This window comes from Actinoplanes sp. NBC_00393, from assembly GCF_036053395.1.
GTDB lineage: Bacteria > Actinomycetota > Actinomycetes > Mycobacteriales > Micromonosporaceae > Actinoplanes.
Window position 1 is genome coordinate 2,599,242 of record NZ_CP107942.1, and the last position, 26,636, is coordinate 2,625,877.

Sequence of the window (26,636 nt, forward strand, 5' to 3'; positions counted from 1 at the left end):
CCGTCCACGATCAGCCGGCGGGCGGGGCCGTGCTGTCCCGGACGATCAGTTCGGTGGCCAGCTCGATGCGGGTCGACTCCAGGCGTTCGCCGTTGACCAGGCGCAGCAGGGTGCGCGCCGCCGCCACGCCCATCTCGTGCAGCGGCTGGCGCACAGTGGTGAGCGGGGGAGCGGTCCACTGGGCGAAGTTGAGGTCGTCGAAGCCGACGACGCTGACGTCACCGGGGATGGTCAGGCCGGCCTGGCGTACCGCCTCGTAGACGCCGGTGGCCTGTGAGTCGCTGCCGGCGAAGATGGCGGTCGGCCGGTCCGGCAGGGCGAGCAACGCCTGGGCGGCGTGCAGGCCGCCGTCGTGCTGGAAGTTGCTGTAGCGCACCAACTGGCGGTCGCCGGGGAGCGCGGCGGTCTCCAGCGCGGCGCGGTAGCCGGCGATCCGGGCCCGGGTGCACTGCAGCTGCTCGGGACCGCCGATCACGCCGATGCGCCGGTGCCCGAGCTGGATCAGATGCTCGGTGGCCGCGTACCCGCCGGAGAAATTCGTCGCGCCGATCGAGGCGATCTCCGGCGGTGGCTGGCTGACCCCGTCCACCACCACGAACGGCAGGTCGCGCCGGGTGAGGTCGGCGCGCTGCTGGTCGGTCAGCTCGGACAGCACCAGGATCGCGCCTTCCGACCCGCGGGCCAGCAGCGACTCCAGCCAGCGGCGGGTGAGCGACTGCCGGTTGTGCACCGAGGAGACGACCAGGCTCAGCCCGGCCTCCTCGACGACCTCCTCGACGCCGGTGAGGATCGACAGGCCCCACACGCTGTCCAGCTCGTTGATGACCAGGTCGATCAGATCGGTACGGCGGCCGGCGCGGCGGGCGCTGCGAGGACGTTGATAGCCGCGTTCGGTGAGCAGGCGCTCGATCGTGCGCCGCGTCGCCGGAGAGATGTCGGTGTGCCCGTTGAGCACCTTGGACACCGTGGAGACGGCCACGTTCGCCTCGCGGGCGATCGCGGTGAGAGTGGGTCTACCGCCGGACATCCACGTTTCTCCTGTGTTTCGAAAAGTATTGCTCCTGCGCTTCCCGTGCAATGTGATCGGCACGTTACACCCCCACCCCACCCTCCCGAAACTCACCGAAAGTTTTCGTAGATGAAGCGCAGGAACCTTCTCGCCGTGGCCACCGCCATGGCGCTGACCGCCACCACGGCAGCGTGTGGCAGCTCCGGACCCGGCACCGAGTCGGGTGGTCCCACCAAGGTCCAGGTGTGGGCCCTGGAGGACGCGGCGGTCAACCCGATCGCCACCGCGAGCATCAAGGACTTCAACACCGCATCCGGCAACAACGTCGAGCTGACCACCTACGTCAACGACGCCTACAAGCAGAAGCTGCAGGTGTCGATGGGCTCGCCGCAGGCGCCCGACGTCTTCTTCAACTGGGGCGGCGGCAACCTGTCCCAGTTCGTCGAGGCCGGCCAGGTCGAGCCGCTCGACGACCTGATCGCCAAGAACCCCGACCTGGGCGCCAAGTTCCTGCCCAGCGTCATGGACGTCGGCAAGGTCGACGGCAAGCAGTACGGCCTGCCGATGATCGGCGTGCTCCCGGTCGTGCTGTTCATCAACAAGGACGTCTTCGCCAAGGCCGGCGTCCAGCCGCCGAAGACGTACGCCGAGCTGCTCAGCCTCGTCGACACGTTCAAGGCCAAGGGCGTCACCCCAATCGCGCTGGCCGGCTCGCAGGGCTGGACCGAGCTGATGTGGCTGGAGTACCTGCTCGACCGCATCGGCGGCGCGGACAAGTTCCAGGCCATCGTCGCCGGCAAGGACGGCGCCTGGCAGGACCCGGCCGTCATCAAGAGCCTCGAGGAGATCCAGAACCTGGTGAAGCGGGGCGCCTTCGGGTCCAACTTCGCCTCGGTCAACTACGACAACCAGGGCGCGTCGAAGCTGTTCGCCACCGGCAAGGCCGCCATGCACCTGATGGGCACCTGGGACTACTCGGTGCAGAAGGACGCCAACCCGAAGTTCATCTCCGAGGGCAAGCTCGGCTACGTCGCGTTCCCGGCGTACGAGGGTGGGGCCGGTGACCCGAAGTCGGTCGTCGGTAACCCGAGCAACTACTACTCGATCAACGCCGCCTCGAAGAACAAGGCGGTGGCCGCGGACTTCCTGGCCAAGTCGCTGACTTCGGAGGCGTACATCAATGGCCTGATCGACGCCGGCCAGGTCCCGGCGGTCAAGGGTGTGGAAGAGACCCTGAAGGCCAAGCCGAACGCCGAATTCACCACCTTCACCTACGGCCTGGTCGCCGACGCGCCCAGCTTCACCCAGTCCTGGGACCAGGCGCTGAGCCCGTCGGTCAGCGAGAAGATGCTCACCAACCTGCAGAAACTGTTCCTCAACAAGATCACCCCGAACGACTTCGCGGCCGACATGGCCGCGGCGAAGTGATCGCCGCAGCACACAGGGAGCGGCCCGGGATCACCTGGGCCGCTCCCGCGGTGCTCTTCTTCCTCGCCTTCGCGATCCTGCCGGTCGTCGCCGTCGTCTACCTCAGCTTCACCGAATGGAACGGCCTCGGCGATCCCCGCTGGATCGGCACGGCCAACTGGTCCGCGCTCAGCGCCGACTCGGAACTGGTCAACGGCATCACCACGACGCTGACCCTGACCGTGGTGTCATGGCTGGTGCAGACCCCGCTCGCCCTGCTCATCGGAGTCTGGGCGGCCGGCCCGCAGCGCAACCGGGCGGTGCTGTCCACCCTGTTCTTCCTGCCGCTGCTGCTGTCCACGGCCGCGATCGCGGTGACCTTCGTGTCGCTGCTCGACCCGAACTTCGGGCTCGCCGCGAGCATCGGCGACGGCAACTTCCTCGGCGATCCGGAACGCGCCCTGTACCTCATCGCGCTCGTCATCGCCTGGCAGTTCGTCCCGTTCCACACCCTGCTCTACCAATCCGCGACCCGGCAGATCCCGGCGTCGCTCTACGAGGCGGCCCAGATCGACGGCGCCACGGGGGTGCGGCAGTTCTTCGCGATCACGCTGCCGCAGCTGCGCAACACGATCATCGCCTCGTCGGTGCTGATGCTGGTCGGATCGCTCACCTACTTCGAGATGATCCTGCTGATGACCAACGGCGGTCCCGGCACCGCCACCCGGGTGCTGCCATTGCACATGTACGCCAAGGGCTTCGTCGGCTTCGACATGGGCTACGCCAGCGCCCTGGCCGTCCTGCTCGTGCTCGCCGGCGCCGCCCTGTCGATCGTGGTCGTGCGCTCCACCGGCTACCACCGGATGGCCAGCGACCGGGAAGGAGCCTGATGAGCGTCGACCTCGCGACCCGGCCGGTCACCCGCAGCCGGACCGCACCGCCACCGGCCCGGCGGCGCCGGCGAACCTGGAACGTCCCGGCCGGGATCGCCGCGGCGATCTGGCTGGCAGTCGTCGCCGTGCCGATCTACTTCGTGGTGATCACCGGATTCCGCACCCAGGACGCCTACATCGAGCAGGGGCCGCTCGACCTGCCGGCCGACCCGACGATCGAGAACTACACCTCGCTGTTCGAACTCGGGTTCACCACGTACCTCACCAACAGCCTGCTCGTGACGGCCGGAACGATCGCGCTGGTGCTGGCGATCGCGCTGCCCGCGGCGTACGCGATCGTGCGCAACCCCAGCCGGACGCTCAGGGTGACCTTCAATGTCTTCCTGCTCGGCCTGGCCGTACCGGCCCAGGCCGTGATCGTGCCGATCTATCTGATCATCACCCGGCTGCAGATGTACGACAGCCTCGCCGCGATCGTGCTGCCCAGCGCCGCCTTCTCACTGCCGATCGCGATCGTCGTGCTCACCAGCACGCTGCGCGACATCCCGGCCGAGCTGTACGAGGCGATGACCATGGACGGCGCCGCCACCGGGCGGATCTTCCGGCAGCTGGTGCTGCCGCTGGCCCGGCCCGGCCTGGTCAGCGTCGGCATCTTCGTCGGCCTGAGCGCGTGGAACGGCTTCCTGTTCCCGCTCGTGCTCACCCAGAGCGAGCATCAGCGCGTCCTGCCGCTGGGACTGTGGAACTTCCAGAGCCAGTACGGCACCAACGTGCCCGGCCTGATGGCCGCGGTCGTGCTGTCCGCGCTGCCGGTGCTCGCCCTCTACCTGTTCGGCCGCCGCCATCTGCTCAGCGGCCTGGCCGCCGGCTTCGGCAAGTAAGGAAGACCGTGGGGATCATCCAGAACCCGGTGCTGCCGGGATTCCACCCGGATCCGTCGATCCTGCGGGTCGGCGACGACTACTACATCGCCACCTCGACCTTCGAGTGGTACCCGGGCGTGCGCCTGCACCACTCGAAGGACCTGGTGCATTGGCGAGCGCTCGGCGGCGTGCTGACCGACCAGCTCGACATGACCGGCAACCCCGACTCGGGCGGGGTCTGGGCGCCGTGCCTGTCGTACGCCGACGGCACCTTCTATCTGGTCTACACCGACGTGAAGTCCTACGCCGGCGGCTTCTGGGACACGCCCAACCATCTGGTGACCGCCCCGGCGATCGAGGGGCCGTGGTCCGAGCCGGTGCCGCTGCACGCCCGCGGCTTCGACCCGTCGATGTTCCACGACGACGACGGCCGCAGCTGGCTGCTGTCCAACCGCACCGACTGGCGGCCCGGCCGGCCGTGGGCCAACGGCATCATCATCCAGGAGTACGACCGGGCCCGGCGCCGGCTGGTCGGCGAACCGGTCGACCTGTACGCGGGCACCGCGGCCGGCATGACCGAGGGCCCGCACCTGTACCGCAAGGACGGCTGGTACTACCTGGTCACCGCCGAGGGCGGCACCGAATGGTTCCACCAGGTCACCGTCGCCCGCTCCCGGGAACTGCTCGGCCCGTACCGGACCGACCCGGACACCCCGCTGCTCACCTCGGTGCACCGGCCCGACCTGACGTTGCAGAAGGCCGGGCACGGCAGCCTGGTCGACACCCCGGACGGCGAGTGGTTCCTCGCCCACCTGACCGGCCGGCCGCTCGGCCTGCGCGGCCGCTGCATCCTCGGCCGGGAGACCGCCATCCAGCGCGTCACCTGGACCGGCGAGGGCTGGCCCCGCATCGACGGCGGAGTGCCGCACGAACAGGTGCCCGGCCCCGGCCTGCCGGCGCACCCGTGGCCCGACGAGCCGGAGACCGACGACTTCACCAGCCCGGCCCTGGGCCCGCACTGGAGCACGCTGCGCCGGCCGCCGTCGCCGGACTGGCTCAGCACCGGCTCCGGGCGGCTGCGGCTGACCGGCGGCCGGTCCGCCGCGGCGCTGTCCGGCGAGAGCCTGGTGGCACGGCGGGTGCAGCACCAGCGGGTCACGTTCGAGGCCACCGTGGAGTTCGAGCCCTCGCAGTACCAGCAGATGGCCGGAATCACCGCCTACTACAACAGCCGCAACTGGTACTTCCTGCGGATCGGCTGGGACGAGCAGGACGGCCCGATGGTGGACGTGCTGGCCAGCGACCGCGGCCGGGTGACGCTGTACGGGCCCGCGGTCCCGCTGGACGGCCCGGCGCGGCTGCGGCTCGAACTCGAGGGCGGCGCGCTGCGCGCCTCCTACGGCGACGTCGAATGGGGTCCGTTCGACGCGAGCATCCTGTCCGACGAGTACGCCCAGGAGAGCGACGGCGGGGTGCCGCGGACGTGGGGCTTCACCGGGGCGTTCTTCGGCCTGTGGGCGCAGGACATGACCGGCGGCGGGATCACCGCGTCGTTCTCCGCCGCCACGTACAAACCCCATCCCTGATCCGAGAGGCGATGACCATGATGACTCTGAATCGGCGAGGGCTGCTCATCGCGGCGGCCGCGGGAGTGGTCGCGGCGGCCACCGGCGCATCCTCCGCGGCGGCAGCCGGGCCCATCCCGGCCCACCTGATCAGCCGGTACCGGCTGGACACCCGCTGGTACGGCCGGTACGTCGACGCCTGGGGACTGCCGGTGTTCGGCCCGCACCACATCCAGGACGCCACCCTGCAGCGCATGCGCGACCAGCTCGGCACTCTGCTCTGGACGTACCCGCACTGGCCGGTGCCGGAACTGGACCGGCGCAACGTGCGGCTGGTGGTCGTCGCGCGCGGCGAGCGGATGAGCGCCGTTCCGGACGTGCGGCAGCGGTTCGGGACAAGCCTGGACGACCGGTACTGGGGCGGCTTCGGCGCCACCGACTCCTTCCCGCTGTCGGTGTCGACCGAGAGCAACGTGCTGGACGGCCAGGGCGGGGAGAACGTGTTCGTCCACGAGTTCGGGCACACCCTGCACCTGATGTCACTGCGGTATGTCGACCCGGGCTTCACACCGGAGCTGACCAGCGCGTGGAACGCTGCCCGCCGGGCCGGCCGCTGGGCCAACACGTACGCGGGCAGCAACATCGACGAGTACTTCGCCGAGGGCATCCAGTCGTACTTCGGGGTCAACCACCGCGGTCCGGCCGGTGGCGACGGCGTGCACAACGACATCAGCAACCGGGTGGCGTTGCAGGCGTACGACCGGCCGCTGTTCACCCTGCTCGACCGGATCTACCGGGGCCGGACGCTGCCCACCTGACCGCGTCGCCGCTTTCGCGACCGGTCAGACCGCGGATCGGCGGAAGGCGTCCAGCAGGTCGGTTTCCTGCGTCTCCCACCGCTCGAACAGCGCGCCGGTGCCGTGCCGCTCGACGAAGGCGAGTTCCGCCACGGTCGCCGGGATCAGGGTGATCAGCTGCAGTTCGGTGGTGCCGTCGGCGGCGCGCAGCGTGCCGAAGTCTCCGTCGGCGTACGGATGGGTGGCGGCGATGACACCGCCGATGTCGCTGTCCGGCACCAGCGGGCCCGGCGACGGAATCACCTGCTCCAGCGTCAGACCGCGGCGGCCCTTCATCACCAGCTCCGCGGTGAGCGCGGTGATCAGATGGGCCGCCTTGCGCTGCACGGAATGCACGGTGCAGACGAGCTCCTGCGGCAGCACCGCGGTTATCGACTGGAAGCGCAGCCCGTTCGTGACCACGGAGACCAGATCGTCGTCCGGGGTCTGGCAGAAGAACAGCGCGTACCCGCGGTTGGCGCCGGTGACGGTGGGCGCCTCGGTCTCGCGCACCGGACCCAGGTAGGACTGGATGTGATCGAGAAAGCCGGAGTACTTGTCGGTGGCGCTCACGCCGGTCGGCCCCTTCCGTTGTCTCTCGGTGCGTTTGTCTCTCGGTGCGTTCGCTACGGCGGTGGCCGGGGTCCGTTGTTCAACATCGAACCATCGTGACCGTATCCGGGAGCCTGTGATTCGGACTGGTGGCCGACGTTGTTCCCCGGCTGCCGTTGGGCGCCCCCCAAATTCACGTCCCGGTCGCCGATCTTGGTGCCGCACTGCCGTACGTGGTTCCGGGTCGAAGTCGAGATCCGGCATGTCAGCGTCCCGGGAACCGGCTCTGGGCCCGGGCGAGATCGTTGGCTATGCCCTCCAGGGTCTCGTGCAATGCCCGGACGATCCCGGCGATCCGTCCGCCGGGTTCTGACTGCTGAGCTGCTGGCGCGCACCGCCTGCCGGCTCGCGGCGGAAACCTGACCCGTTCGGAGGCGGGCTCTCTTTCGGCTACGCCGGTCCGGTTCAACGGCACACACGATCGGGCCCGCCACCGAGTGCGGTGGCGGGCCCGGGAGGAGCGGCTCAGAGGAAGCGGAACCAGTCGAGGTCGAGGACGTCGGCGGCGTCGTTGGCGCGGGCCACGACGGTGATGCTGGTCGTGCCGGCCGGCAGGTTGCTCACGTTGAAGGCGATCTCCTTGTAATTGGTCGCCGAGCCGGTGCCGAGCAGGCCGGGGGCGGCGATCACCGGTCCGGTGGCGGAGCCGGCACGGAATTCGAGGGTGACGGCCTGGTTGGTGGGCCGGGCCGAGGAATACCGGAACAAAACCTGGTTCGGGGTACGCCCGGCGAAGTTCACCCCGTCGTAGCGGGCCCAGTCACCGTTGTTGAGCGAGCTGAGCCGCCCGGCGGTGACAGTCGTGCCGCTGTGGCTGTCACGCGACTCGGCCTCGATCGTGGCGTAGGCGTTGCGGTTCCCGGAAGGAGGCGGAGTAGTAGTTGGCGGAGTAGTAGTCGGGGGAGTGGTCGGCGGGTTGGTCGGGGTTCCGCCGCCCCAGTTGGCGCCGCGGCCGGACAACGTACCGTTCACGAAGATCGAGTTCTGCAGCTCGCGCTTGAAGTTCGCCAGAATGGTGGCGTTGTCCTGGATCCGGCTGTTGCCCCAGTAGCCGTCGGTGCAGTTCGGGGCCCCGGCCGACGCGCCCGGCGGGCAGCTGAACTGGCTGATCGCCTCCCAGTCGCTGTTGATGTAGGAGACGCCGCGCAGCACGTCGGTGTTGCGGTTGATGTAGGCGAAGAACTGGTCGTACCAGCTGCCGACCTTCGTCCAGTCCCCGTTCAGCGAGACCCGGTTGTTGCGGTTGACGCAGGAGGCGTCCAGCTGAGCCGTCCGGTACGCCTGCGGCGTCGACTCGGAGATCATCGCCGGCTTGTTGTGCCCCCGGGCGAAGTTCAGCACCCGGTCGTAGAGCACCGTCGGCGTACTGGTCGGCGTGTCGCAGGCCCACTGGTACTGCCGGTAGGTGGCGTCCCAGTAGAAGGTGCTCAGCCCGACGTAGTCGACCACGTCGTCACCGGGGTACCAGTCGTTGAGGTGTGACGGGTTCGAGAAGTCGAACTTGTACTCGGCCGGGCCGTCCTTCGCGTAGCTGGCGGACTGCCACACCGTCTTGATGTTCGTGGCGCCCAGGCTCGTGATGCGCTGCTTCACCACCCGGAACGCCTGCTTGTAGAAATCGGTGTTGTAGCAGTTCCACGGGCCGTCGAACTCGTAGCCCACCCGCAGGTAGACCGGCCGGCCGGTGTTCTTGAAGTAGGTGAGCAGGTTGTCCAGGTTCTGCCGGTACTGCTGGCCGACCGTGCCGGCGATGTCGGCGTCGTTGCGGCCGATGATCGCGCGCAGCGGCTGGTTGGCGCAGCCCGGGTTGTCGGCCAGGTACAGGCCGACGGCGACGGCCGCGCCCGGGTACTCGGCGAGGGTCTGGTTGTAGTTGAAGACGTTGCCGTTGAGGTTGCAGGTGACGGTCAGGCCGTTGCAGGCGTACGGCGAGATGTTGGTGTAGAGGGTGACGCCGCCGGGGCGCGGGAACGACGCGTCCCGGTCGAGGACCTGCTGCTTGAACGCGGTCAGGTCGGGCGTGGTCTGGCCGGCGAAGAAGGTGATCTTCCCGGGTGGGATGGCGGCTTCGGCGGGGGAGGCGGCCACCGCGATCAGCGGGACAGCCAGCGCGGCCAGGCCGGCGAGGACTTTTCGTAGCACGGGTTTCTCCAGGGGTGGGGATCAGTTGAAGCGGAACCAGTCGAGGTCGAGGACGTCGGCGCTGTCGTTGGCGCGGGTCACGACGGTGATGCTGGTCGTGCCGGCCGGCAGGGCGCCGACGTTGAAGGCGGCTTCCCGGAAAGAGTTCACCGAGCCGGTGCCGAGCAGGCCGGGCGCGGCGATCACCGGTCCGGTCGCGGAGCCGGCGCGGAATTCGAGGGTGACGGCCTGGTTGGTGGGCCGGGCCGAGGAATAACGGAACAGAACCTGGTTCGGGGTACGCCCGGCGAAGTTCACCCCGTCGTAGCGGGCCCAGTCGCCGTTGTTGAGGGAGCTGAGCCGGCCTGCGGTGACGGTCGTGCCGCTGTGGCTGTCACGCGACTCGGCCTCGATGGTGGCGAAGGCGTTCCGGCTGCCCGGCGGCGGCGTGGTCGGCGCTGTGGTCGGGCCGGGACCGCCACCGGCACAGGTGGTGACGAACCGGCGATCGACCAGGCCCTGGCAGAACGAGTCGCGGGCCGCGGCGTACTGCGACAGCCGTCCGTCGGCGAACCAGGTGGAATCCACCGGGAAGTCGAAACTGCCGTCCGGGATGCCGTCCCAGCCGTACCGGAAATCGAGGTTGATGTAGACCGCGGCCTTGATCACCTGGCTCAGGTCGTGGGTTCCGGCCATGTTGGGGATGGGCCCGGTGTAGTTCATCAGCCCGAACAGCCGCCGCACCCAGGTGTCGCCGCGTGCGGCCTCCAGGCCGCGGGTGTCGGTGTCGTCGGTGAAGTTCATCATCCCGGACTCCGACACGATCATCGGTTTGCCGTGGTCCCGGGCGAACTTCATCATCTTCAGGACGTTGCCGTCATAGTCCCAGTTCTTCCAGACGGCCGCGGCGTTTCCCGAGCTGTCGGTGCCCAGGTACGCGTTGCGGCACTGCAGCGCCGACGTGTCGTAGTTTTGCGGCGGCGTGCCGTTGTAGAGGTAGCCGTTGTCGTAGATCGGCATGCACAGCTCGTGCGCGAAGATCGACACCCCGATCCAGTCGGTGACCGCGTCGCCCGGGTACATCTGCTCGTACTCGCCGCGGACCGGGTGGAAGACATAGGTGACGTTGTTCTGCTGCTTACGGCCGTCGATCAGGGCCCGCAGCTTGGCGAACGCCTGCTTGTACGAGTCGCAGGTCGCGCTCGTGCAGTGGTAGAAGCTGGACACCTCGTAGTCCAGACGCAGGAAGAACTTGGCGCCGGGGTGGGCGTTGACGAACGCGATCAGGTTGTCGAACTGTGCGGCGTGCTGCCCGGCGGCGATCTCGGCGGTCACCGCGCGGGAGCGGGCCGCCTTGGTCTGTTCGCTGCCGCCGGTGTAGCCGGGCGGATTGTCCTTCCAGGAGACCCCGATCTGGATCGCCTTGCCCTGCTGAGCCAGGAAGGTGGCGTAGTCGCGGTGGCCGGCGTTGACCCAGGTGCCGGACTTCACCTCGTAGTAGACGGATCCGCCGCTGGGCGCGGCGGCGAACGACGTGTAGTCGTCCCAGGCGGCTTCCGTGGACTGGCCCATGAACATCAACCGGCCGTCCGTGGGGGCGAACGTGGCGGCGCCGGCGGGCGGTTGCCCGCCCACCAGCGCCGCGGCCAGGACACCGGCGGCGGCCAGGCCGGCGAGGAATCTGGGAAACATGCCGGTACGGTACGAAGCCGTTGATGAACTTCGAAGTGTTTTCGAAACACGCCGTTCACACGGCGGTCCCGCTCACCGGTCTGTTACGGCGTTCCGGGCCGCGCGGAGTTTCGAAACATCTGGATTGCCGTCGTGTTACGGGCCTACCGTCGCCGCATTCCCGGCACCGAGGAGCCCCTCTTGCTGAAAAGATCGTTCAGTCGCGCCGCGGCTGTTGTCCTTGCCATCGTCGCGGCAGCCGCCGTACCCACCCCGGCCGAGGCCGGCCGAACCCTGCACGCGCCCAACCTGCCGTCCGGCGGGCGAGTCCTGTTCTACATGGGCCAGGACAGCAGCACCCTCGCCGAGTTCAAGGAAGCCGTACCGTCGCTGGTCCCGGCCGGTGTCACGCTCTACACGAACCTGGTCGGCTCCCCGATGAGCGGCATGTTCCAGCCCACCGACTACGGCTCCGGGGAGAACGACTTCCCCGCCACCATCAACGAGTTCGGCGGCGGCCTGGCGGTCGGCCTGTACCTCTCCGACCCGGCGCAGACCCCGCTGAAGGCGTACGCCGGGACCGCGGACGCCGCGACTGTGGCCCGCTACCGCGAATGGCTCGACGAATTCATCACCTACCTCGACCGGACCGGCCGGGAGGTGTTCCTGCGCATCGGCTACGAGTTCGACGGCGCCTGGAACGCCTACGACCCGCAGCTGTACAAGCAGGCGTACCGCTACATCGCCCGCCGCATCGACCAGCTCCGGGCCCGCAAGATCGCGACCGTCTGGCAGAGCGCGGCCTGGCCACGTGCCGAGAAGGAGCCGTACGCGGCAACCGCGCCCGGACACTGGGACCGCTGGTACCCCGGTGACGAGTACGTCGACTGGGCCGGCATCTCGCATTTCTACGGCGAGCAGTACGACCGCTACCAGTGGTCATGCGACAGCGCCGTGGCCACCCCGCTCGCGGTCCAGCAGTCGCTGCTCGACTTCGCCCGCAAGCACCGCAAGCCGGTCTTCGTCTCCGAGTCCGCCCCGCAGGGCTTCGACATCGGCAACAAGACGGCGGCGTGCATCTTCGTCGACCCGGTCACCGGCGGTCCGCGCCCCACGGTGCCGGTCACCGCGCAGCAGATCTGGGACACCTGGTACGCGCCGTACTTCCGCTTCGTCGACCGCAACCGCGACATCATCCGCGGCATCGCCTACATCAACACCAACTGGAACGCGCAGTCGATGTGGAACTGCCAGCCTGGCGCCTGCGCCAACGGCTACTGGGGTGACAGCCGCATCCAGGCCGACCCGCTGATCCTGGCCCGCTTCCGGGCCGAGATCGCCAAGCCGATGTACGAGCACGGCCCGCGCCGGGCCCGCCCGTTCGAGGCGCCGGACTTCTCCGGCCCGGGCCGCTCCGAGGGCGAGTACGCCGACCTGCCGCAGGGCGGCACCACCGGCATCGCCATCGCCGACCCGACCGCCTCCAACGACCGGACCGCGCTGATCTACGCCAACGGCGCGTCGCTGGAGTTCGACCACGTCGCCGCGGGCGCCTCGCTCGGCCTGCGCTACGCCACCGTGACGGACAACGTCCGGCTGACCGTGCTGGTCAACGGCGCCGAGCGGCACAGCCTCACCCTGCCCAACCGCGGCGCGGCCACCGCCTGGGCCGACGTCACCCTACCGGTGGCGGTGCCCCGCGACGCGACGGTGACGCTGCGCCTGAACAGCGGCGACGTGGTGTGGATCGACTACGTCACCCCCGGCCAGCGACGTTGAGAACGAGCGCCGGGCAGTGCCACGCACTGCCCGGTCCCAGCTCGGCATAGTCCTCCGGGTGCCACTCAGCGGATGCTGCGCCGCAGGCTCTTGACCTTCTTGACGAGGTCGGCGAGGGCGGGCCCGACGTCGGGATCGTCCGGTCCGTAGGCGTTGAGCAGCCGGTGGGCCTTCACCTCGACCGGAGGAAAGGACGTGATGACAGCCATGATGGCCGTCGGATTCCCACGGTTGCGATTCAGATGGTTGACCAGCCGGTTGAACTCGCTGACGCACTTGTGCACCTTTACGACCTTGGTTACGCGCGCGTTCCACTCGTCGTTGGTCCGCGTGCTCGCGGCGATTCTGCGGCGCACGGCTGTCACCTGATCGGCCAGTGCCGTGTTGGTGGCCGCCTGCTCCGCGAGTTCGTCGGCGCGGCGCAGGAACCGGGCCGTCCGCCGGATCTGTGCCAGCCACTTCTCCCATTCCGGCAAGGCGGTCAGCATGATCGACTCTGCGATGTGCAGGAGCGCGTTCGCCTCCTCGATGATGGCCTCGGTGTGGCGCGGATCGCGCTGCCGGGCTCGGCCGAGATGCGCCGCCGCCGCGGTGTAGTCACCCGACTCGAGAGCCTTCCGGCCGTGGGTCATCTCCTCCCTGGACAGCCAGGCCAGCACGGTCTGCAGCGTCGCGTGTGTGAGCTCGGTCGGTCCGCCCGGCTCCGGGTGATGGGTGCGCTCGCGGGCGTAGACGCGCCGGGCCTCGAAGGACTCGTCACCGGACAACGTCGGGGCACAGGCGTCGAGCAGCTTCAGCGCCGCATCGGCCTCGCCGGCGCGCAGCCGCAGGCGTGCCTGGCCGATGGGCTGATCGGTGAGCCGACGTTGCAGAGTGGCCAGGTCGCGTTCCACCTTCGCCAGCGCCTCAGCGCCGCGTACCCGGCTTCGGGCACGCTCGAGTGCGGCAACCGCGGCCGGCGCGTTGCCGGCGCTCATCAGGCAGAAACCCTTCCACAGCCAGGGGCCGGCCACCGTGGGGTCCAGCCCGATGGCGATGTCGAGCAGGCCGATGGCACCCTGGTAGTCACCGCTTTCGCACATCCTGATCGCCCGCTGGACCAGCCGGCCGGCTTTGGCCGCCGGATCCGTACCGTCCGGGGAGCGAGACCTGCCGCTGACGTCGAACTCCAGGATCGAGGGTTCGTGCTCGTCCGGCTTCCGGCGGCCCGCTTCGTCGTCGTCCCGATCGCCGGGATCGGCCAGGCCCGGGCCGCGGCCCGAGGTCATGACCGTTCCCCAGACCGCCGTATCTGCTCCACCGCGGCCCGGACCAACTCGACCTCCCGGTCGTGGCCGATCTCCGCGATGTCCAGGACGGCGCGCCGGAGCTCGATGCGGCGCAGGTCTGCGCTCATGTCCTCATCGATCTCCAGGGCCGGCTCGGGAAGCTCCCGCAGCAGCGAGTCCGGTTCGGGCAGCGCCGGCACCGGCTCACGGGTCATGGCGTACCTCCTGGTCTGTGGGAAGTAGCTGCCCGCCTATCGTGGCGAGCAGGGTGGCCTCGCATTCGGCGACCTGCCTAGCTTGCCGTTCCAGTTCTGCGTTCGCGGCGGCGAGCCGGGCAGACAGCTCGGCGGCGGCCGCGTAGTCCGTGCCGAGAGCACCGGCGAGGCCTTCCACTCGTGCCGCCAGCAGGCCGGCACGATCATGCAGTTCGGCCACGGTCGGGGACGTCTCCGGTGTGGCTGCCGCGTCGGCCACTGCGTCGCGGTTGCGCACCCGCCCGTACCGGTCTCCCGGTGCCTGCCCTGCGGTCGCCCGGACCGCGGTGCCCGTGGTGGCGATCTGGTCCAGCAGGTCCGCGTACTCGTCGCCGGACCGCTTCTGCCGGTCCGCGTCCCGCAGGATCCGCAGCACCTGAGGCTCGCGGACGCCGAGCATGTGTGCGGCTCGTAGCTCCGTGACCGCCTGCTGCCGGGCCGGGTCCGAGCCGGCCAGGTGGTGGCGCAGCAGCCCGACGACGAGGTACGGATCGGCGAACGACGGCTCGATCTGGGCCGCGCAGGCGAATCGGCTCGCGCAGGCGTCGATGAACTTCTGCGCCCGGGCGGGATCGGAGGTCTCCTCCGACCACATGCGCATCAGAGCCAGGGCGCGCAGCAGGTGGAGGTCGCGCAGGGTCTGCAGGCGGTCGCGTTCGGCTTCGGGCAGGGCACGTCTCGCGGCGGCCTGCGCCAACTGGGCGGCGACCTCGTCGCCGGGAGCCTGCGGCCAGGAATGCTGCAGCGGATCCTTCGGGTTCTGCAGGCGCAGGCACTCGGTCAGCAGCATGACCACCTGCCTCGCCGCGCCGGGCTGATCCTCCAGCCACGTCGTCAGGGCGAGCCCGAGCTTCGCCGAGATGCGCAGCTCGGTGCTGTCGGCCGCCTTGTCGAGCTCGGTGAACTGCTCGCGTGCCGCCGGCAGATCCCGGTTCAGCAGCGCGCGGGCGCCGATGACGGTGTGCCGGCTGCGGAGGTCCGCCGGCACTCGGCCGCGGAAGTCGCCGAGCCGTTCCACCTCGTCGAACAGTTTGGCGGCATCCTCGATCCGGCCGTCCGACACCGCCTGGGTCGCCTGCTGGAACAGTACGACGCCGTACAGTTTCCTCGCCTGCGCGACGTCGAGCCGGCCGGCCCTGGCGAGCGCGCCGAGAATCGTGGCGGCGCCGTCGAAGTCCCGGCGTTTCACGCGCAGGTAGGCCAGAAGGTACGCGGTCTGCGCGTCGTCCGGCTGTTCGCGGTGCAGCGCGGCCAGCCGGTGCTCGGCCTCGTCCAGATCGGCCATGCGGTAGAGGCCGTAGGCGATGAAGAACCGGGCGCGGCCGCGCGACCGTTCGGGCAGCTGTCCCTCGATGCGGGTCAGCCCAGTGACCGCGGACCGGTACGAACCGCCGGCCAGTTCCCGGACGAGGTTCTCGTACTCGCTGACCCGCTGCCGGGGCTGTCGCAAACCGAGGTTCACCAGGGGCACCGCCACTCCGGCCAGCAGCAGGAGCAATGCGCCGACGATGAATCCAGAGACGCCGGCCGAGTCGTTCTCGTTCGGCGCCGCCGGTGCCGGGGCCGCCGGGGCGACCGACGCCGTCGCAGTGAACTCGCGGCCTGCACCGCGCAGCACGACGTCATAGCGCCCGGGCGGCAGGGAGACACCTGGATCGAGATGGATCGTCAATGGCGTGGCCGGTGCGCCGGACGGGCCCGGTGCCGCCGCGGCGGGGACAGCGGACATCATCACGGTCGCGGCGGCGAGGAACAAGCTCAGCAGTCGTCGATGTCGTGCAGCCACCTTCTCGCCTCCTCCGCGGAGAGGTTCCCGGCGTCCACCAGCGTGGGAATTCGGCGATGTGCCAGAGCCTTGATGGCTGCGCAGTTGGCATCGCTCTCCGGCCGGCTGATGCCGCGCCAGCAGCGACACGACTCCAGCAGGATCGCCGGATTGCTCGCGTCGCGTTCGCCGGCCTCGTACAGGGCGCGCAGAGCGGCGCCGAATTCTCTGTTGTGCTGGTGGACGGCGGCCTCCCACATCCACAACGAGGCGGCGGCGTGCGATCTGTGTGGCCGCACGAACGCGACCTCCTCGAGCAGCCGTGGACCTAATCGGTCACGCTCGGCAGGCCGCTCGGTCCAGAGCCGCCGGAGCAGCTCACACCGGCGGATCCGGACGTCGACATGGGCCGGCTCGACGGCCACCGCCCGGTCGAGATGGGCGAGTGCCGCCTCCAGATCGCCGGTCTGCCGGCAGATGTCCGCGGCGAGCTGGTGCCTGCCCAACTGCTCCGCGCGGGTACGTCCAATGTCCCATGCGAGAATCGCCAGCGCCGCGGCGGGATCGTCCTGGCGCAGCTGTTGCGCGAGAGCGATGAGATCTGCCGCGGCTATCAGTACACGGCGCAACTCCGCAGCCGTGGACGGCCGAGCGTCGGCCGCGTTGTCGCGGTAGCGGCGCATCGTCGCGAACAGCGCCTCGACGCGTTTCAGGCTGCCCAATCCGCGGTCTACCGCCGAGGCCGCCACGTCGGAGCCGACCAGCGCGCCGCGTGCCTGCGCCTCCACCCGCTCGGCCGGGCCGGCACACGGGAACGCGGCGCAGCTTAGAGCGAGAGCGGCGATGGAACCCAGCGCGTACATGTCCTCGGCGCTGCCTGCCGGCGCGAGTCCTCGGACGATCTCCGGCGCCAGGATGGCCAGGGAGAGCTCGTCCACGTCGAACAGGTCGGCCGGGCTGGCAAGACGCACCGGCGGGCATGGCGCCAGCCATGCGGTGACAGCGCCGCCGTCGGAGAGCAGGACGATGCCGTACGGATCAAGCCCGAGCGACGGCAGCTGACTCGTCTGCCACTGGTCCACGCTCTCGCAGACCGGAACCAGCAGCCGTAACCGGTCGGGCCAGCGGTCCGCGGCATCCAGGCCGGCAGCCAGGGTCCGGTAGCCGGGCGGCACCGCGTACTCGATGCGGTAGCCGTCGTGGCCGGGTCCGTCGCCGACGACGGTGAGCATCCGTTTCTGGCCGGGCTCGCGCACCGTCGCCAGCCCGGCCCGGAAAGCCTCGTCGCACAGCCGGGGATCGATGACGCGAACGATCCGGTCGTTCTCGTACCTCAGGACCCCGCGTGCGGTGTGTCCGGTCACCGGCTGCGCGCCTCGGTGTAGGTCTCGAACAGGGTGTCGCCGCATTCGGCGATGCGCTCTGGGGTCCCCTGGTGCACCGCGTCCACGAAAGCCGTGTAGGCGGCCAGCAGGCGCTCGCGGGACTCGCCGGCCAACCGGTCGAGTTCCTGGCGGGACCGGCCCGCGATCAGCGCGTACTCGGGTGGGGTCTTCTCCGGCAGCGGCGGGATGGTGGGCGCCGGCGGCTCCTCGGCCGGCGGTTTCGGCATGCCGGCCATCTCGGCGTGCAGTTTGGCCGAGCTCTGCTCGATGCCTTCGCGGCTGGTGTGCACGCTGCACCGCAGGTCGGCCTCGCGGACGGTGCCGTTGTTGACGCAGTGGACCTTGACGTGCAGCAGGCCGTCGATGTCGAGGGCGAAGGTCACCTCGAGGTCCCAATAACCCCGCGGGCGTGGCTCCGGGAAGGCGATCGGCACCGATCCGACGAACTGGTTGTCGATCGCCGACTCGTGCTCGCCCTGGAACACCTGAATGGGCAGCTCGGTGACGTTGTCGTCGGCGTTGGTGTAATGCTGGGCGGCCTCGCCGGGGATGCGGCTGTCCTTCGGCAGGATGATGGAGAACCGGTCGTGCAGCGTACGGACACCGAGCGAATGGCTCGTGACGTCCTGCAACACGATCGCGTCCGGCTCGACCATCGCGGATTCGCCGCCGGCCGGCCGGATCACGACATCCTCTCCCAGGTACGCGTCGGCGGGGGCGTATTCGCGGGCGAGCATCCCGGCGCCGCGGGCGACCACCTCGTCCGGGTTCAGATCGATCCGGACGTCACGCAGCTCCAGACCGAGCCGCTCGGCGAGCATGGGCCGGATGCACGCGATCCGGGTCGAACCGCCGACCAGTAGCACCTGCTCGATCATCTCCGGCTCGATCCCGTTGCTCTGCCGTGCCGACTCGATCGCCTCGTCCAAGCACGTCAGTGACCGCTCCAGCAGGTCGGCGATCAGCGATTCGAAGGTCACCCGGCTGAGTGGGATGTTGGCACTGACCTCCGCGGTGAGATACGGCAGGTCGAGCGTCGTCATGGAGGCGCTGGACAGCTCGCGTTTGCGCAACTCGGCCTCGCGCTTGATCCGGCGGCGGACCTTCGGGTCACCGGACAGGTCGACCCCGAACTCTTGACGGATCTGCTCAAGCGCGTAGGTGACGATCCGGTCGTCGAAGTCCCCGCCGCCCAGATGCGAGTCACCGCCGGTGCCGACCACGCTGACGTTCCTGCCGTGCACCTGGATGACTGAGACGTCGAACGTGCCACCGCCCAGGTCGTATACGACATAGGTGACCGTACGGTCGCCTTCCGCCTTGTCCGCGCCGAAGCACACGGCCGCCGCGGTCGGCTCGTTGACCAGCATGCGCACGTTGAGCCGGGCCATCCGGGCGGCCTCCTCGGTCGCCCGGCGCTGGGGTTCTCGGAAGTACGCCGGCACGGTGATCACGGCGTCGTGGATCGCCTCGCCGACGTGTTCCTCGGCCTGGCGCTTGAGCTCCATCAGGATGAACGCGGAGATCTCCTGCGGCAGGTACTCCTGCCCGCGGAACCGGATGCGTTGCGGCACACCGGGATCCTCCGTGCCGGTGGGCTGCCGTTCGAACGTGCCCATCAGTCGCTTGACCTCGATGACGGTGTTCTGCGGGTTGAGCACCATGCTGTTCTGCGCCGGCATGCCGACGATGACCTGGTCGCTGCGGTCGACGCCGACGACGGAGGGCACGGTGGCGTAGCCCTGGCGGTTCGGGATGATCGTCGTCTCCCGTCCGTCCCAGACGCTGACTGCCGAGTACGTCGTGCCGAGGTCGATGCCGATTACCCGGTGGAAGTCCACGGTGCTCCTCCTCGCGTGCTGGTGGGGGTGTGCCGATCGCCCTGGATCTCGACCAGGGCAGGCCGGAGTCTGCGCCGGCGCAGCAGGTAGCCGTCCTCGAGAATGCGGACGACGGTGTGCGGCGGCGCGGCCGGGAACGGCGACTCGGTGGGCTCGACGACTGCGACGCACCGGTGCTGGTCCGCGTCGTAGAGATCCACGCCGACCCGGATCGGCTCGACTTCCGCACCCATTCGCCGCAGGACTCCGCGCAGCGTCGCCGCCACACTGCGGACGTGCCGGTTAACCAGTTCCGGATCGCCCGATCCGGGTGCGGCGAGCAGACGGTCCACCGCGTCGAGCGGATCGATCAGCTCCAGGCACAGGTCCCGTACCGCCGCGAAGGCGAGCGCGTCCTGCAAATCGTGGCGCAGGGCGCCCACGTTCGCGTCGACCTGATCGATACGTCGTCCGAAGTCGTCCAGGCGCCGGTCGATCTCGTCGTCATCCATGCGGGGTTCCGTCCGTTCGGTATCGGCCTGGCCGTTCGTCGTCGTCCAGCAGCGGGTGCCAGGTCATGTCGGCGGTGAAGTCCCGGCGTTCCAGGTCGGAGGCCGCAGGCGGAGGGGCGCCGGCCTCGTCGAGGTGCCGGGTGATGGCCCGGCGCAGCGCCACGATCTGGTCCACAGGGTCGCGGAACATCGGTGCGGCGGCAGTGCGTACCGAGAACAGCCTCAGATGCGGGTTGGCGGCGTCGTACTCGCGGCGGCGGGCGGGCCGGGCCAGTTCCTCCCCGGCCGCGTTGAGGATCTTCTGCAGCCGGATCAATTCATCGCGGTTCACCGGCTCGTTGCGCTGCCGCAGCCGCAGCTCGTGCACGCCCGTGTCGCGAGCCCGGTTGATCTGCTCCTGGGTGGCGTCGGGCGAGATCCCGAGCACGGCATAGAGCGAGTCGGTGTCCAGTTCGACGCGGAACATCAGCGGTCTCCTTCCGCCGCGAGCCGTTTGAGCCGGGCGAGGTCGGTTTCGAGGCGCCGGTCCCGGCTGAGGTTGCGGGCTCTGAGCAGGTCCTGGGCGTGCTCGAGTTCGCTCGCCGCCGTTCGCGCGGCGCGAGCACCGTCGTGTCCGTCACCGAAGGCCGCCATGGCGCGGCGGTGCAGAACCCCGGCGAGGCGCCGGACTGCGTCGTCGGCCGACGGCAGGGTGCGCAGGGCGTGCCGCAGCCGGTTGCGCTGCCGATGGCTGGGCGTCGTCCGGAGCCGGTCAGCGAGCAGCCTCACCGCCTCGGCTGTGCGAGCGGGATCTCCGGTCGAGGCCAGGGTCCGGGCCTGGTGTGCCACCGGGACGACGCTGAGCGGGAACCTGCTCGGGTCCGGTGTGGCCTCGTGCCCGACGAGGTCGTCGACCAGGTCCAGCAGAAGCTCCTCCGTCCGTTCCCGCCACTGCGCGGTGCCCTCCTCGCGTGCTGCGGCGAGGGCAGCGGCTGCTCCGGCGTACGCCTCGTCGCGGCGCCCGTTCCAGCCGAGCAGCCGCCCGTACGCGACCCACACGCCGGTCGACCCGGGAACCGCACGCCGCACCACGTCGAGGTCGGCCGTCATCCGTGCCAAGGCAGCCCGCTCGGGCGCCGCATTGTCGTCCCAGAGGTTTCCGAACTCCGCGATGGAGCGGTCGAGGATCGCACTCAGGTGGACTGTGCCGCTGAAGATCTTGCCCGCTACGCAGGAGCGGTGCAGCGGCGACAGCGGTAGCAGGAATTCGCTGCGGGCGATCGAGCACAGCAACCGCCGATGCCGTGCCGTGCGCCCCGGGCGCAGCACGATCGACAGTTCGTGCAGCATCAGCACCCGCTGCAGGGCCTCCCGGAGGAGTTCGTCGGCCGGCTCTTGCTCGCTGTCGCGGTACGGGTCGGTGCGGGGACTCTCGCTCGCCTGCCGCCACACCTGGTGCACCCGGGCGCGGGCTAGGTCACGGAACACAGCGGCGCCCGCCCAGTCCTGAACTCCCACCGATGCGTCGAGGTGGCGCAGCAGCACGTCGCGCGCCTCGGTGAGTTCGTCCGGTCCGGCCTCCGGCGCTGCTCCCAGCAGGTGAATCGGTGACCGGAAACGCAGCCGGGTGTTGACGTAGTACAGGTCCCAGTGCCGCAACCACACCTCGACCGCGTCACTGTCGTCCACCCAGCTCAACAACTCCTCGTCGGGCGAGGGGCGGCTCTGCTCGGCTATCGCACGATGCATGGTGAGCCGTACCTCGGCCAGAAGTCCGGGATCGCCGCTGGCCGCGCTGTGCAGGTACGGGAGCTCGATGGCCCGTTCCCACGCTGCCCGGTAGCCGGGCGATCGGGTCTGTGCGGCGAGAAGGGCCAGGTTGACCGCCACCTCCGGTTGATAGGGGTCGGCCGGCACCGTGGCTCGCCACAGAACCCCGGCGTCCTCGAACCGGCCCAGCTTCCAGGCCTGCCGGGCGTGCTGGTCGAGGACGGCTGTACGCAATTGCCGGAAGCAGTCGAGCTGCTGCACCGCAGGCGGATAGCCGTCCAGAGCACGGACGGCGGTGATCGCGTCCACGCGTTCCGGGTCGCAGCGAGCAAACTGCAGCACGCACACCACCTCCGCGGGTACGACCCGACTCGCTGTCAGGCGAGCCGCCTGCTGCGCGAAGGCATCGTCCCCAGCATCGACCAACTCCAGCGCGGCGGTCAGCATCCGGACCGCCGGATGCGCGGCTGTCGCGGGGTCAGCCAGAGTGGGAAGGGCGGCGCGTACCGCCGCCGAACCGACACCCACGGTCAGTAACAGCACGGCGCCGGTGCAGACCTCTGCGGTGGCGGCGTCGTCCTCGCCGAGGCAGGGACCCGTACGGAAGTATTCGCGTACCCATGAGTCCGCAGGCGTCTTGCGGGCGACCTGCTCGAGCAGCAGACCACGCCAGACCGCCGGTGGTGCACCGGGCACGGCGCGGGGCCGGAGCGGCCGGCCGCCCGGCCGGCTCGCGTCATCAGCGCCGGAGTCCAGCCAGGCCTGCAGGTCGGCCATCACCGCGCTCACCGCCGTCCGGTCATCAGTGGCCGCCGCCACCAGCAAGGCGACTCCGATGTCGCGCGCGCGACGGTCGAGGTCGAGCAGAACCAAGCCGGCCAGCGTCGGTATCCGCCGGCTCTCGGGTGACAGCAGGTGCGCCTGCTGATATGCGCGCAACGCGGCCCAGCGCCGCCCGGCGCGGTGCAGCAACCTTCCGAGATGCAGGTACGCCTTGGCGGAGAACGGATCGTAGACTGTGGAACGGCGCAGCCGGTCGACGGCCTCATCAGGTGCGGTGTCCGGGTCGACCGCGAGCCGGAACTCGGCCTCGGCGAGGGCGATGCGGACCTGCGGCGTGCGGTCGGCCTGTTCGAGGGACGCGAGCCGATCTTGCACCTCGGCCGGCCCACGTCTCATGCGCGGTCCTCGTACAGCTCGACGCGCCGCGGCCCGCAGACGGCGATGCGTGTGCCGTCCGCCGACACGGCGGCCGCGACCGCATCCGGCCAGAACCATACCTGCGTCCCGTCACGCCAGTACGCGCAGCCGGAGGCGCGTACGGTGACCATCCGCCGGCCGGCCGCGTCGCAGGACACCAGACGGTCGCCGGCGGGCAGGTTCACGAACGGCAGGTGGCGATCGAATTCGTCCACCTCCAACACGCTGGTCTCCGGTGGTGCCCCGTTCGCCGTCGGGCGCACCAGCAGTAGGCACCTTCCGGGTTCTCCGCGGGCGAGCAATGCGTACGCGCCGGGCAGGGCGACCGCGTCGGTACGCGAACCGTCGACGCGCAGACCTGCCACCTCGCTGCCGTTCACCATGACGAGGCGGGCGCCGGCATAGGCGATGTCGGCGAGGGCGCCGTCGCCCGGCCGGCGTGCGCCCTGCCGTGCGCCGCCCGCCGAGAAGAAGTCGATGCGGCCGGCGAGGTCGGCCACGGCGAACCGGTCACCCCGCGGGGTGACGGCGATCCGGTGCACCCCGCCGAGGACGGGCAGCAGGTCACGCCGCTCGCCGTCGTCCGCGATCCGCGACAGCGTCCGCTTCCAGGTTCCGGCGATCAGCGCGCCGGTGACGCAGCGCAGGTCACCTACTGTGCCGTCGATCCGCAGCGCGGCGACGGGCTGCGGCTGCGTTGTGAAGTATCGGATCGAGCCGTCCCAGCCGCCCAGCGCCAGCCGGCCGTCGCGAGCTGTCTCGACCCGGCGCGGGTCACTGCGCTCGTCGTCCTCCCACAGCACGTCGTCGCCGCGCATTGTCCGTAGGCGCCTGGTGCGTTCCGGCAACAGGACGATCGTGTTCCCGTCCCGCGGCCATGCCGCTCGTGCGGCGATCGGGGTCACGTCGGCGAGCACGATGTCGCCGGGTCCCGTCGCCGACAGGCCGGTGTGCCGGACGGCTGTGCGGAGCCCGCCCCCCGATGTCGCGTCGATGGCGTCCCGCAGCACGCGCAGGGCGTCGCGGGCGCGCTCCGCCGTCGCCAGCCGATCGAGCACCTCCCCATGCGGCGGGGCGGTGGTGGCGGATCCGGTCATCAGGTACGCGACGGTGGCGCGCAGACCAGTCAGGTCTGCCGCGGTCGTGCCGGCCGAGTCGGCGCGCATGGTGACCAGCCGCACCGATCCGTCGGCGCCGAGCAGCACCTCGGCGGGGGTGACCGCCCCGTGGACAAGCGGCGGGCTCTCCTCGTGCAAGCCGACCAGCGCTCCGGCGACCGCTGCGCCCACCTCGTACGCGGCTCGCGGGGACACCGGACCGATCCGCTCGACCAGCGACTGCGCGGTCTCGCCGGTCACCCTGACAAGGATCAGGTACGACCCCGCGGTGTCAACCCCGGTCCTGATTGTCCCGGTGTCGTACGGCGCCAGAACGTTCAGCGCGTCCAGCCGGCGCACCCGTTCGAGATCGGTGGAGGCGGGCTCGTCAGAGGCGAGACTTAGCACCACCATTACCTCTTCAGCGGTGCGGGTGTCGCGGCCCGCGTACACCGGGCCGGTGCTGCTGTGCCACAACGGTTCACCGTGCAGGCGGTACGGAGTGTCCGGCAGGGCTCGCGAGCCGTCGGGCATCTCCGGCAACAGGTGCCGCATCTGTGCCTGCCGGCGCCGGCGCGAGTGCTCCGGGAACACCCACTGGCCGAGCGCCTCAAGAGCGCGGGTGGCCGTCACGGCGGCCTCCTGCCTCTTCTCCGGGGTTCGGCTCGCCTCCTCGCGCAGGGCGTCCGGGCCGAACAACGCGCGCAGCGTACCCAGCGGCCCGGAGGCCTCGCCGGGGAGCCGTCCGGAGAGCAACAACGCGTCCGACATGACGTCCAGCGTCGCTCCGGCGGCGGGCTCGCCGATCGTCCTACGGTAGATCAGGGCGGCGAGCTCCTGTGCCGAGCGGCGGGCCAGGAACAGGGTCAGGCCAGGGTCCTCGGCTTGCAGGAAGCTCTGCTGCCAGCGGTCCCGAACCTGCTCGGGCTCGGGTGTCCGGTGCGGCTGCTCGAGCGCTCGGCCCAGCGCAGCGGTGAGCTGCTTGTATCGCGCCCCGTACGGATCGTGCTCGCTAAGGTCGTAATACGGCAGGTGTCGCAGGTAGCTGGGAATCTCGGCGCCTGCGCGCTCCAGCCAGACCGGGACGATCCGGCCGCCTTCTCCGCTCGGATCGGCGGCGAAGGAGTTCTGTGCCTCGTACGCGGCCCACGGCCCCTTGAGGTACGCCGGCGTCAGGCACAGAAGGACATGTGACGAAGCGTCCATGGCGTCGGCGAGCTGGAGCGGGAGAGGACGGAACTCGACGACGTCGTTCTGGTCGAAGTAGACCGCGAAGCCGTCCGCCTCCAGTTGCCGGACGAAGGGCTCGACGATGGCCCGGTTCACGCTCGCATAGCTGATGAACAGGTGGTAGCGCCGTCCCGGATGCAGCGGGTGCGCGAGCTGGCGGCTCGACTCGTTCGGCACGCTGACCCCCTCGGTCGCCGGTCGAACACTGTCAATACCTTAGCGTTGAGTGACAGGATGACCACAGAAAGAATTCGGCCATGGTGGTTCGATGGCGTCGCCTGGACAGACCGATCCGGTCGTGGTCGACCCGGCCGCACGGACGGACGTCAGGCGGACACCACGACGATGAAGGCGCCTATGTAGACCACCGCGAACGACACGGGAATCCACTGCTCGAGATGGGTCAGGGGCCAGTACCTCGACGGGTCCTTTCCCCGCCCGAGCGCTGTCCACTCGGCCCGCCAATAGGGCGACGCCGGCAATCGCTCCTCAAGGGCGCCGATCACGATGTACTTCGCGGAGTTGAGCTGCCGATACGAGCTCAGTATCCAGAACCACGCCACGCACTGCAGGAGCAGCGCGACGGCCGGAATGGCGAGAAACCAGGTCGAGGCCCGGGGCTCGTCCTTCCACAAAGTTCCGAACGCCGTGACGATGATGGTGTTCAACGTGAGAAAGAAGGTGTTGGTCAGACCGCGCCGTGCGCTGACCCGGTCGGCCATCTCCACGTAGATCTTGTACTGCTCGAGGAGGACGGCGGGATGGGACCCCTCCGCCGTGGGCTGTGGCTGGGCATCACCCGCACCGGTCCACAGGGCCGGCCGGACATCGTCGATCGCCACGGTGGTCGGGCGCAGATATCGAGCGAGGTTCACGCGCCCATTCTGGAGCACGCGCTGCTCCCACCCTGAGGGTTCTGGCGCCGGGCTGCCGGACCAGATCCGCGGGCCCGGTCACCTGCCCTCGGGTGTCCACCGCGGGTCGCGGCCGAGGTAACGCAGCAGGGTGGCGGCCGGATCGTCGCCGGACTGGCCGGGCAGGGCGGAGGCGTACGCGAAGCCCCGCAGCGGATCGGCCGTCGCCTGCGCGGCCGGGAGCAGTTGCTCGGCCAGCGCGGCGGTCAGCGGGCTCGGCTGGCCGGTCGCCACCGCGACGTCCCAGGCGTGGACGGCGGCGTCGAGGGCGCAGGCCGCGGCCGCCAGGGCCGGCGCCATCTCCGGCACCGGCGGCAGCGGTGTACGCACCGACGCCGCCGCCGGGTCGACACCGGCCCAGGCCCCGGCCGCCGCCTCGAGCGCCTTCGCAACCGTGTCCTGAACACCGCCGTCGAGCCGGCGCGGCGGGTTGAACGGGTCGTAGGAGGGCAGCGAGCCGCCCCCGACCGTGGACGCCCAGCCGTGCTGGTCACCGGCGGCGTGGAACAGCACCTGCGCCACCGTCCATTCCGAGCACGGGGTCGGGTCGTCCAGCTGGTCGGTGCGGACGGCCGCGGTGACGTGACGCAGGGCGTCGAGAGCGGTGGTGAGTACGGCGAAGGTCACGGACGGTCCTCTCCTGAAGACGTGAGGCCGATCGGCGCGGGCGGGGCGCGGCGGTTCTC

At 70.0% G+C, this 26,636-nt stretch carries 21 protein-coding genes; 6 read left to right on the plus strand and 15 right to left on the minus strand.

What is annotated here, in order from left to right; genetic code table 11:
- Nucleotides 1-10 precede the first annotated feature (10 nt).
- Nucleotides 11-1,027 carry a LacI family DNA-binding transcriptional regulator gene (locus tag OHA21_RS12035; RefSeq protein WP_328473263.1) on the minus strand — a complete coding sequence of 339 codons (1,017 nt, stop codon included), beginning with the start codon at nt 1,025-1,027 and terminating at the stop codon, nt 11-13.
- A 111-nt stretch (nt 1,028-1,138) separates the two neighbouring features.
- Between OHA21_RS12035 and OHA21_RS12040 the strand changes: the two genes are divergently transcribed.
- Genes OHA21_RS12040 through OHA21_RS12060 form a run of 5 tightly spaced genes read left to right on the plus strand, consistent with a single transcriptional unit; the run spans nt 1,139 to nt 6,555 of the window.
- Entirely contained in the window at nt 1,139-2,437 is a 1,299-nt protein-coding gene (locus tag OHA21_RS12040) for an extracellular solute-binding protein (protein WP_328473265.1), read from the plus strand.
- Nucleotides 2,434-3,306 (plus strand): carbohydrate ABC transporter permease, encoded by an 873-nt coding sequence (locus tag OHA21_RS12045; protein ID WP_328473267.1) that lies wholly within the window; start codon nt 2,434-2,436, stop codon nt 3,304-3,306. Before OHA21_RS12040 ends, OHA21_RS12045 begins: the two co-directional genes overlap by 4 nt.
- Nucleotides 3,306-4,190 carry a carbohydrate ABC transporter permease gene (locus tag OHA21_RS12050; protein WP_328473269.1) on the plus strand — a complete coding sequence of 295 codons (885 nt, stop codon included), beginning with the start codon at nt 3,306-3,308 and terminating at the stop codon, nt 4,188-4,190. The genes OHA21_RS12045 and OHA21_RS12050 overlap by 1 nt, the downstream gene beginning before the upstream one ends.
- An 8-nt stretch (nt 4,191-4,198) precedes the next feature.
- Nucleotides 4,199-5,758, plus strand: coding sequence for a glycoside hydrolase family 43 protein (locus tag OHA21_RS12055; protein ID WP_328473271.1), 1,560 nt, complete (start codon nt 4,199-4,201; stop codon nt 5,756-5,758).
- Between the two features lie 17 nt (nt 5,759-5,775).
- Nucleotides 5,776-6,555 (plus strand): hypothetical protein, encoded by a 780-nt coding sequence (locus OHA21_RS12060; RefSeq protein WP_328473273.1) that lies wholly within the window; start codon nt 5,776-5,778, stop codon nt 6,553-6,555.
- Between the two features lie 24 nt (nt 6,556-6,579).
- On the opposite strand, the gene OHA21_RS12065 is transcribed toward OHA21_RS12060, so the two are convergent.
- The 3 genes from OHA21_RS12065 to OHA21_RS12075 all read right to left on the minus strand — a co-directional run bounded on the left by OHA21_RS12065 (nt 6,580) and on the right by OHA21_RS12075 (nt 10,998).
- Complete coding sequence (locus OHA21_RS12065) at nt 6,580-7,146, minus strand: suppressor of fused domain protein (RefSeq protein ID WP_328473275.1); 567 nt, start codon at nt 7,144-7,146, stop codon at nt 6,580-6,582.
- Nucleotides 7,147-7,650: 504 nt separating this feature from the next.
- Nucleotides 7,651-9,327: a carbohydrate-binding protein gene (locus tag OHA21_RS12070; RefSeq protein WP_328473277.1), complete on the minus strand. Its 1,677-nt coding sequence runs from the start codon at nt 9,325-9,327 to the stop codon at nt 7,651-7,653.
- A gap of 21 nt (nt 9,328-9,348) precedes the next feature.
- Nucleotides 9,349-10,998 carry a carbohydrate-binding protein gene (locus tag OHA21_RS12075; protein ID WP_328473279.1) on the minus strand — a complete coding sequence of 550 codons (1,650 nt, stop codon included), beginning with the start codon at nt 10,996-10,998 and terminating at the stop codon, nt 9,349-9,351.
- Between the two features lie 180 nt (nt 10,999-11,178).
- Between OHA21_RS12075 and OHA21_RS12080 the strand changes: the two genes are divergently transcribed.
- Nucleotides 11,179-12,756 (plus strand): hypothetical protein, encoded by a 1,578-nt coding sequence (locus tag OHA21_RS12080; protein WP_328473281.1) that lies wholly within the window; start codon nt 11,179-11,181, stop codon nt 12,754-12,756.
- A gap of 65 nt (nt 12,757-12,821) precedes the next feature.
- Here the strand turns inward: OHA21_RS12080 and OHA21_RS12085 are convergent, their stop codons facing one another.
- The 11 genes from OHA21_RS12085 to OHA21_RS12135 all read right to left on the minus strand — a co-directional run bounded on the left by OHA21_RS12085 (nt 12,822) and on the right by OHA21_RS12135 (nt 26,577).
- The gene (locus OHA21_RS12085; RefSeq protein WP_328473283.1) at nt 12,822-14,024 is read right to left on the minus strand and encodes a tetratricopeptide repeat protein; all 1,203 of its coding nucleotides are present in this window, start codon (nt 14,022-14,024) and stop codon (nt 12,822-12,824) included.
- The gene (locus tag OHA21_RS12090; RefSeq protein ID WP_328473285.1) at nt 14,021-14,239 is read right to left on the minus strand and encodes a hypothetical protein; all 219 of its coding nucleotides are present in this window, start codon (nt 14,237-14,239) and stop codon (nt 14,021-14,023) included. The genes OHA21_RS12085 and OHA21_RS12090 overlap by 4 nt, the downstream gene beginning before the upstream one ends.
- Nucleotides 14,229-16,064, minus strand: coding sequence for a hypothetical protein (locus OHA21_RS12095; RefSeq protein ID WP_328473287.1), 1,836 nt, complete (start codon nt 16,062-16,064; stop codon nt 14,229-14,231). Before OHA21_RS12095 ends, OHA21_RS12090 begins: the two co-directional genes overlap by 11 nt.
- Nucleotides 16,037-17,407 carry a hypothetical protein gene (locus tag OHA21_RS12100; RefSeq protein WP_328473289.1) on the minus strand — a complete coding sequence of 457 codons (1,371 nt, stop codon included), beginning with the start codon at nt 17,405-17,407 and terminating at the stop codon, nt 16,037-16,039. Before OHA21_RS12100 ends, OHA21_RS12095 begins: the two co-directional genes overlap by 28 nt.
- Entirely contained in the window at nt 17,404-19,269 is a 1,866-nt protein-coding gene (locus OHA21_RS12105) for an Hsp70 family protein (RefSeq protein ID WP_328473291.1), read from the minus strand. Before OHA21_RS12105 ends, OHA21_RS12100 begins: the two co-directional genes overlap by 4 nt.
- Complete coding sequence (grpE, locus tag OHA21_RS12110; RefSeq protein ID WP_328473293.1) at nt 19,251-19,760, minus strand: nucleotide exchange factor GrpE; 510 nt, start codon at nt 19,758-19,760, stop codon at nt 19,251-19,253. The genes OHA21_RS12105 and grpE overlap by 19 nt, the downstream gene beginning before the upstream one ends.
- The gene (locus OHA21_RS12115; protein WP_328473295.1) at nt 19,753-20,226 is read right to left on the minus strand and encodes a J domain-containing protein; all 474 of its coding nucleotides are present in this window, start codon (nt 20,224-20,226) and stop codon (nt 19,753-19,755) included. The genes grpE and OHA21_RS12115 overlap by 8 nt, the downstream gene beginning before the upstream one ends.
- On the minus strand, nt 20,226-22,688 hold the full coding sequence (locus OHA21_RS12120; RefSeq protein ID WP_328473297.1) for a hypothetical protein: 2,463 nt from the start codon (nt 22,686-22,688) through the stop codon (nt 20,226-20,228). The genes OHA21_RS12115 and OHA21_RS12120 overlap by 1 nt, the downstream gene beginning before the upstream one ends.
- Complete coding sequence (locus tag OHA21_RS12125) at nt 22,685-25,213, minus strand: TIR domain-containing protein (RefSeq protein WP_328473299.1); 2,529 nt, start codon at nt 25,211-25,213, stop codon at nt 22,685-22,687. Before OHA21_RS12125 ends, OHA21_RS12120 begins: the two co-directional genes overlap by 4 nt.
- Nucleotides 25,214-25,362: 149 nt before the next feature.
- Entirely contained in the window at nt 25,363-25,911 is a 549-nt protein-coding gene (locus tag OHA21_RS12130) for a RipA family octameric membrane protein (RefSeq protein ID WP_328473301.1), read from the minus strand.
- 78 nt (nt 25,912-25,989) lie between these two features.
- Entirely contained in the window at nt 25,990-26,577 is a 588-nt protein-coding gene (locus OHA21_RS12135) for a TIGR03086 family metal-binding protein (RefSeq protein ID WP_328473303.1), read from the minus strand.
- Nucleotides 26,578-26,636: the final 59 nt, after the last annotated feature.

Coding starts and splice junctions, on each gene's coding strand:
- OHA21_RS12075 (WP_328473279.1), bottom strand. CDS start 10,998: ATGTTTCCCAGATTCCTCGCCGGCCTGGCCGCCGCCGGTGTCCTGGCC.
- OHA21_RS12060 (WP_328473273.1), top strand. CDS start 5,776: ATGATGACTCTGAATCGGCGAGGGCTGCTCATCGCGGCGGCCGCGGGA.
- OHA21_RS12120 (WP_328473297.1), bottom strand. CDS start 22,688: ATGAGACGTGGGCCGGCCGAGGTGCAAGATCGGCTCGCGTCCCTCGAA.
- OHA21_RS12090 (WP_328473285.1), bottom strand. CDS start 14,239: ATGACCCGTGAGCCGGTGCCGGCGCTGCCCGAACCGGACTCGCTGCTG.
- OHA21_RS12115 (WP_328473295.1), bottom strand. CDS start 20,226: ATGTTCCGCGTCGAACTGGACACCGACTCGCTCTATGCCGTGCTCGGG.
- OHA21_RS12035 (WP_328473263.1), bottom strand. CDS start 1,027: ATGTCCGGCGGTAGACCCACTCTCACCGCGATCGCCCGCGAGGCGAAC.
- OHA21_RS12085 (WP_328473283.1), bottom strand. CDS start 14,024: ATGACCTCGGGCCGCGGCCCGGGCCTGGCCGATCCCGGCGATCGGGAC.
- grpE (WP_328473293.1), bottom strand. CDS start 19,760: ATGGATGACGACGAGATCGACCGGCGCCTGGACGACTTCGGACGACGT.
- OHA21_RS12040 (WP_328473265.1), top strand. CDS start 1,139: ATGAAGCGCAGGAACCTTCTCGCCGTGGCCACCGCCATGGCGCTGACC.
- OHA21_RS12050 (WP_328473269.1), top strand. CDS start 3,306: ATGAGCGTCGACCTCGCGACCCGGCCGGTCACCCGCAGCCGGACCGCA.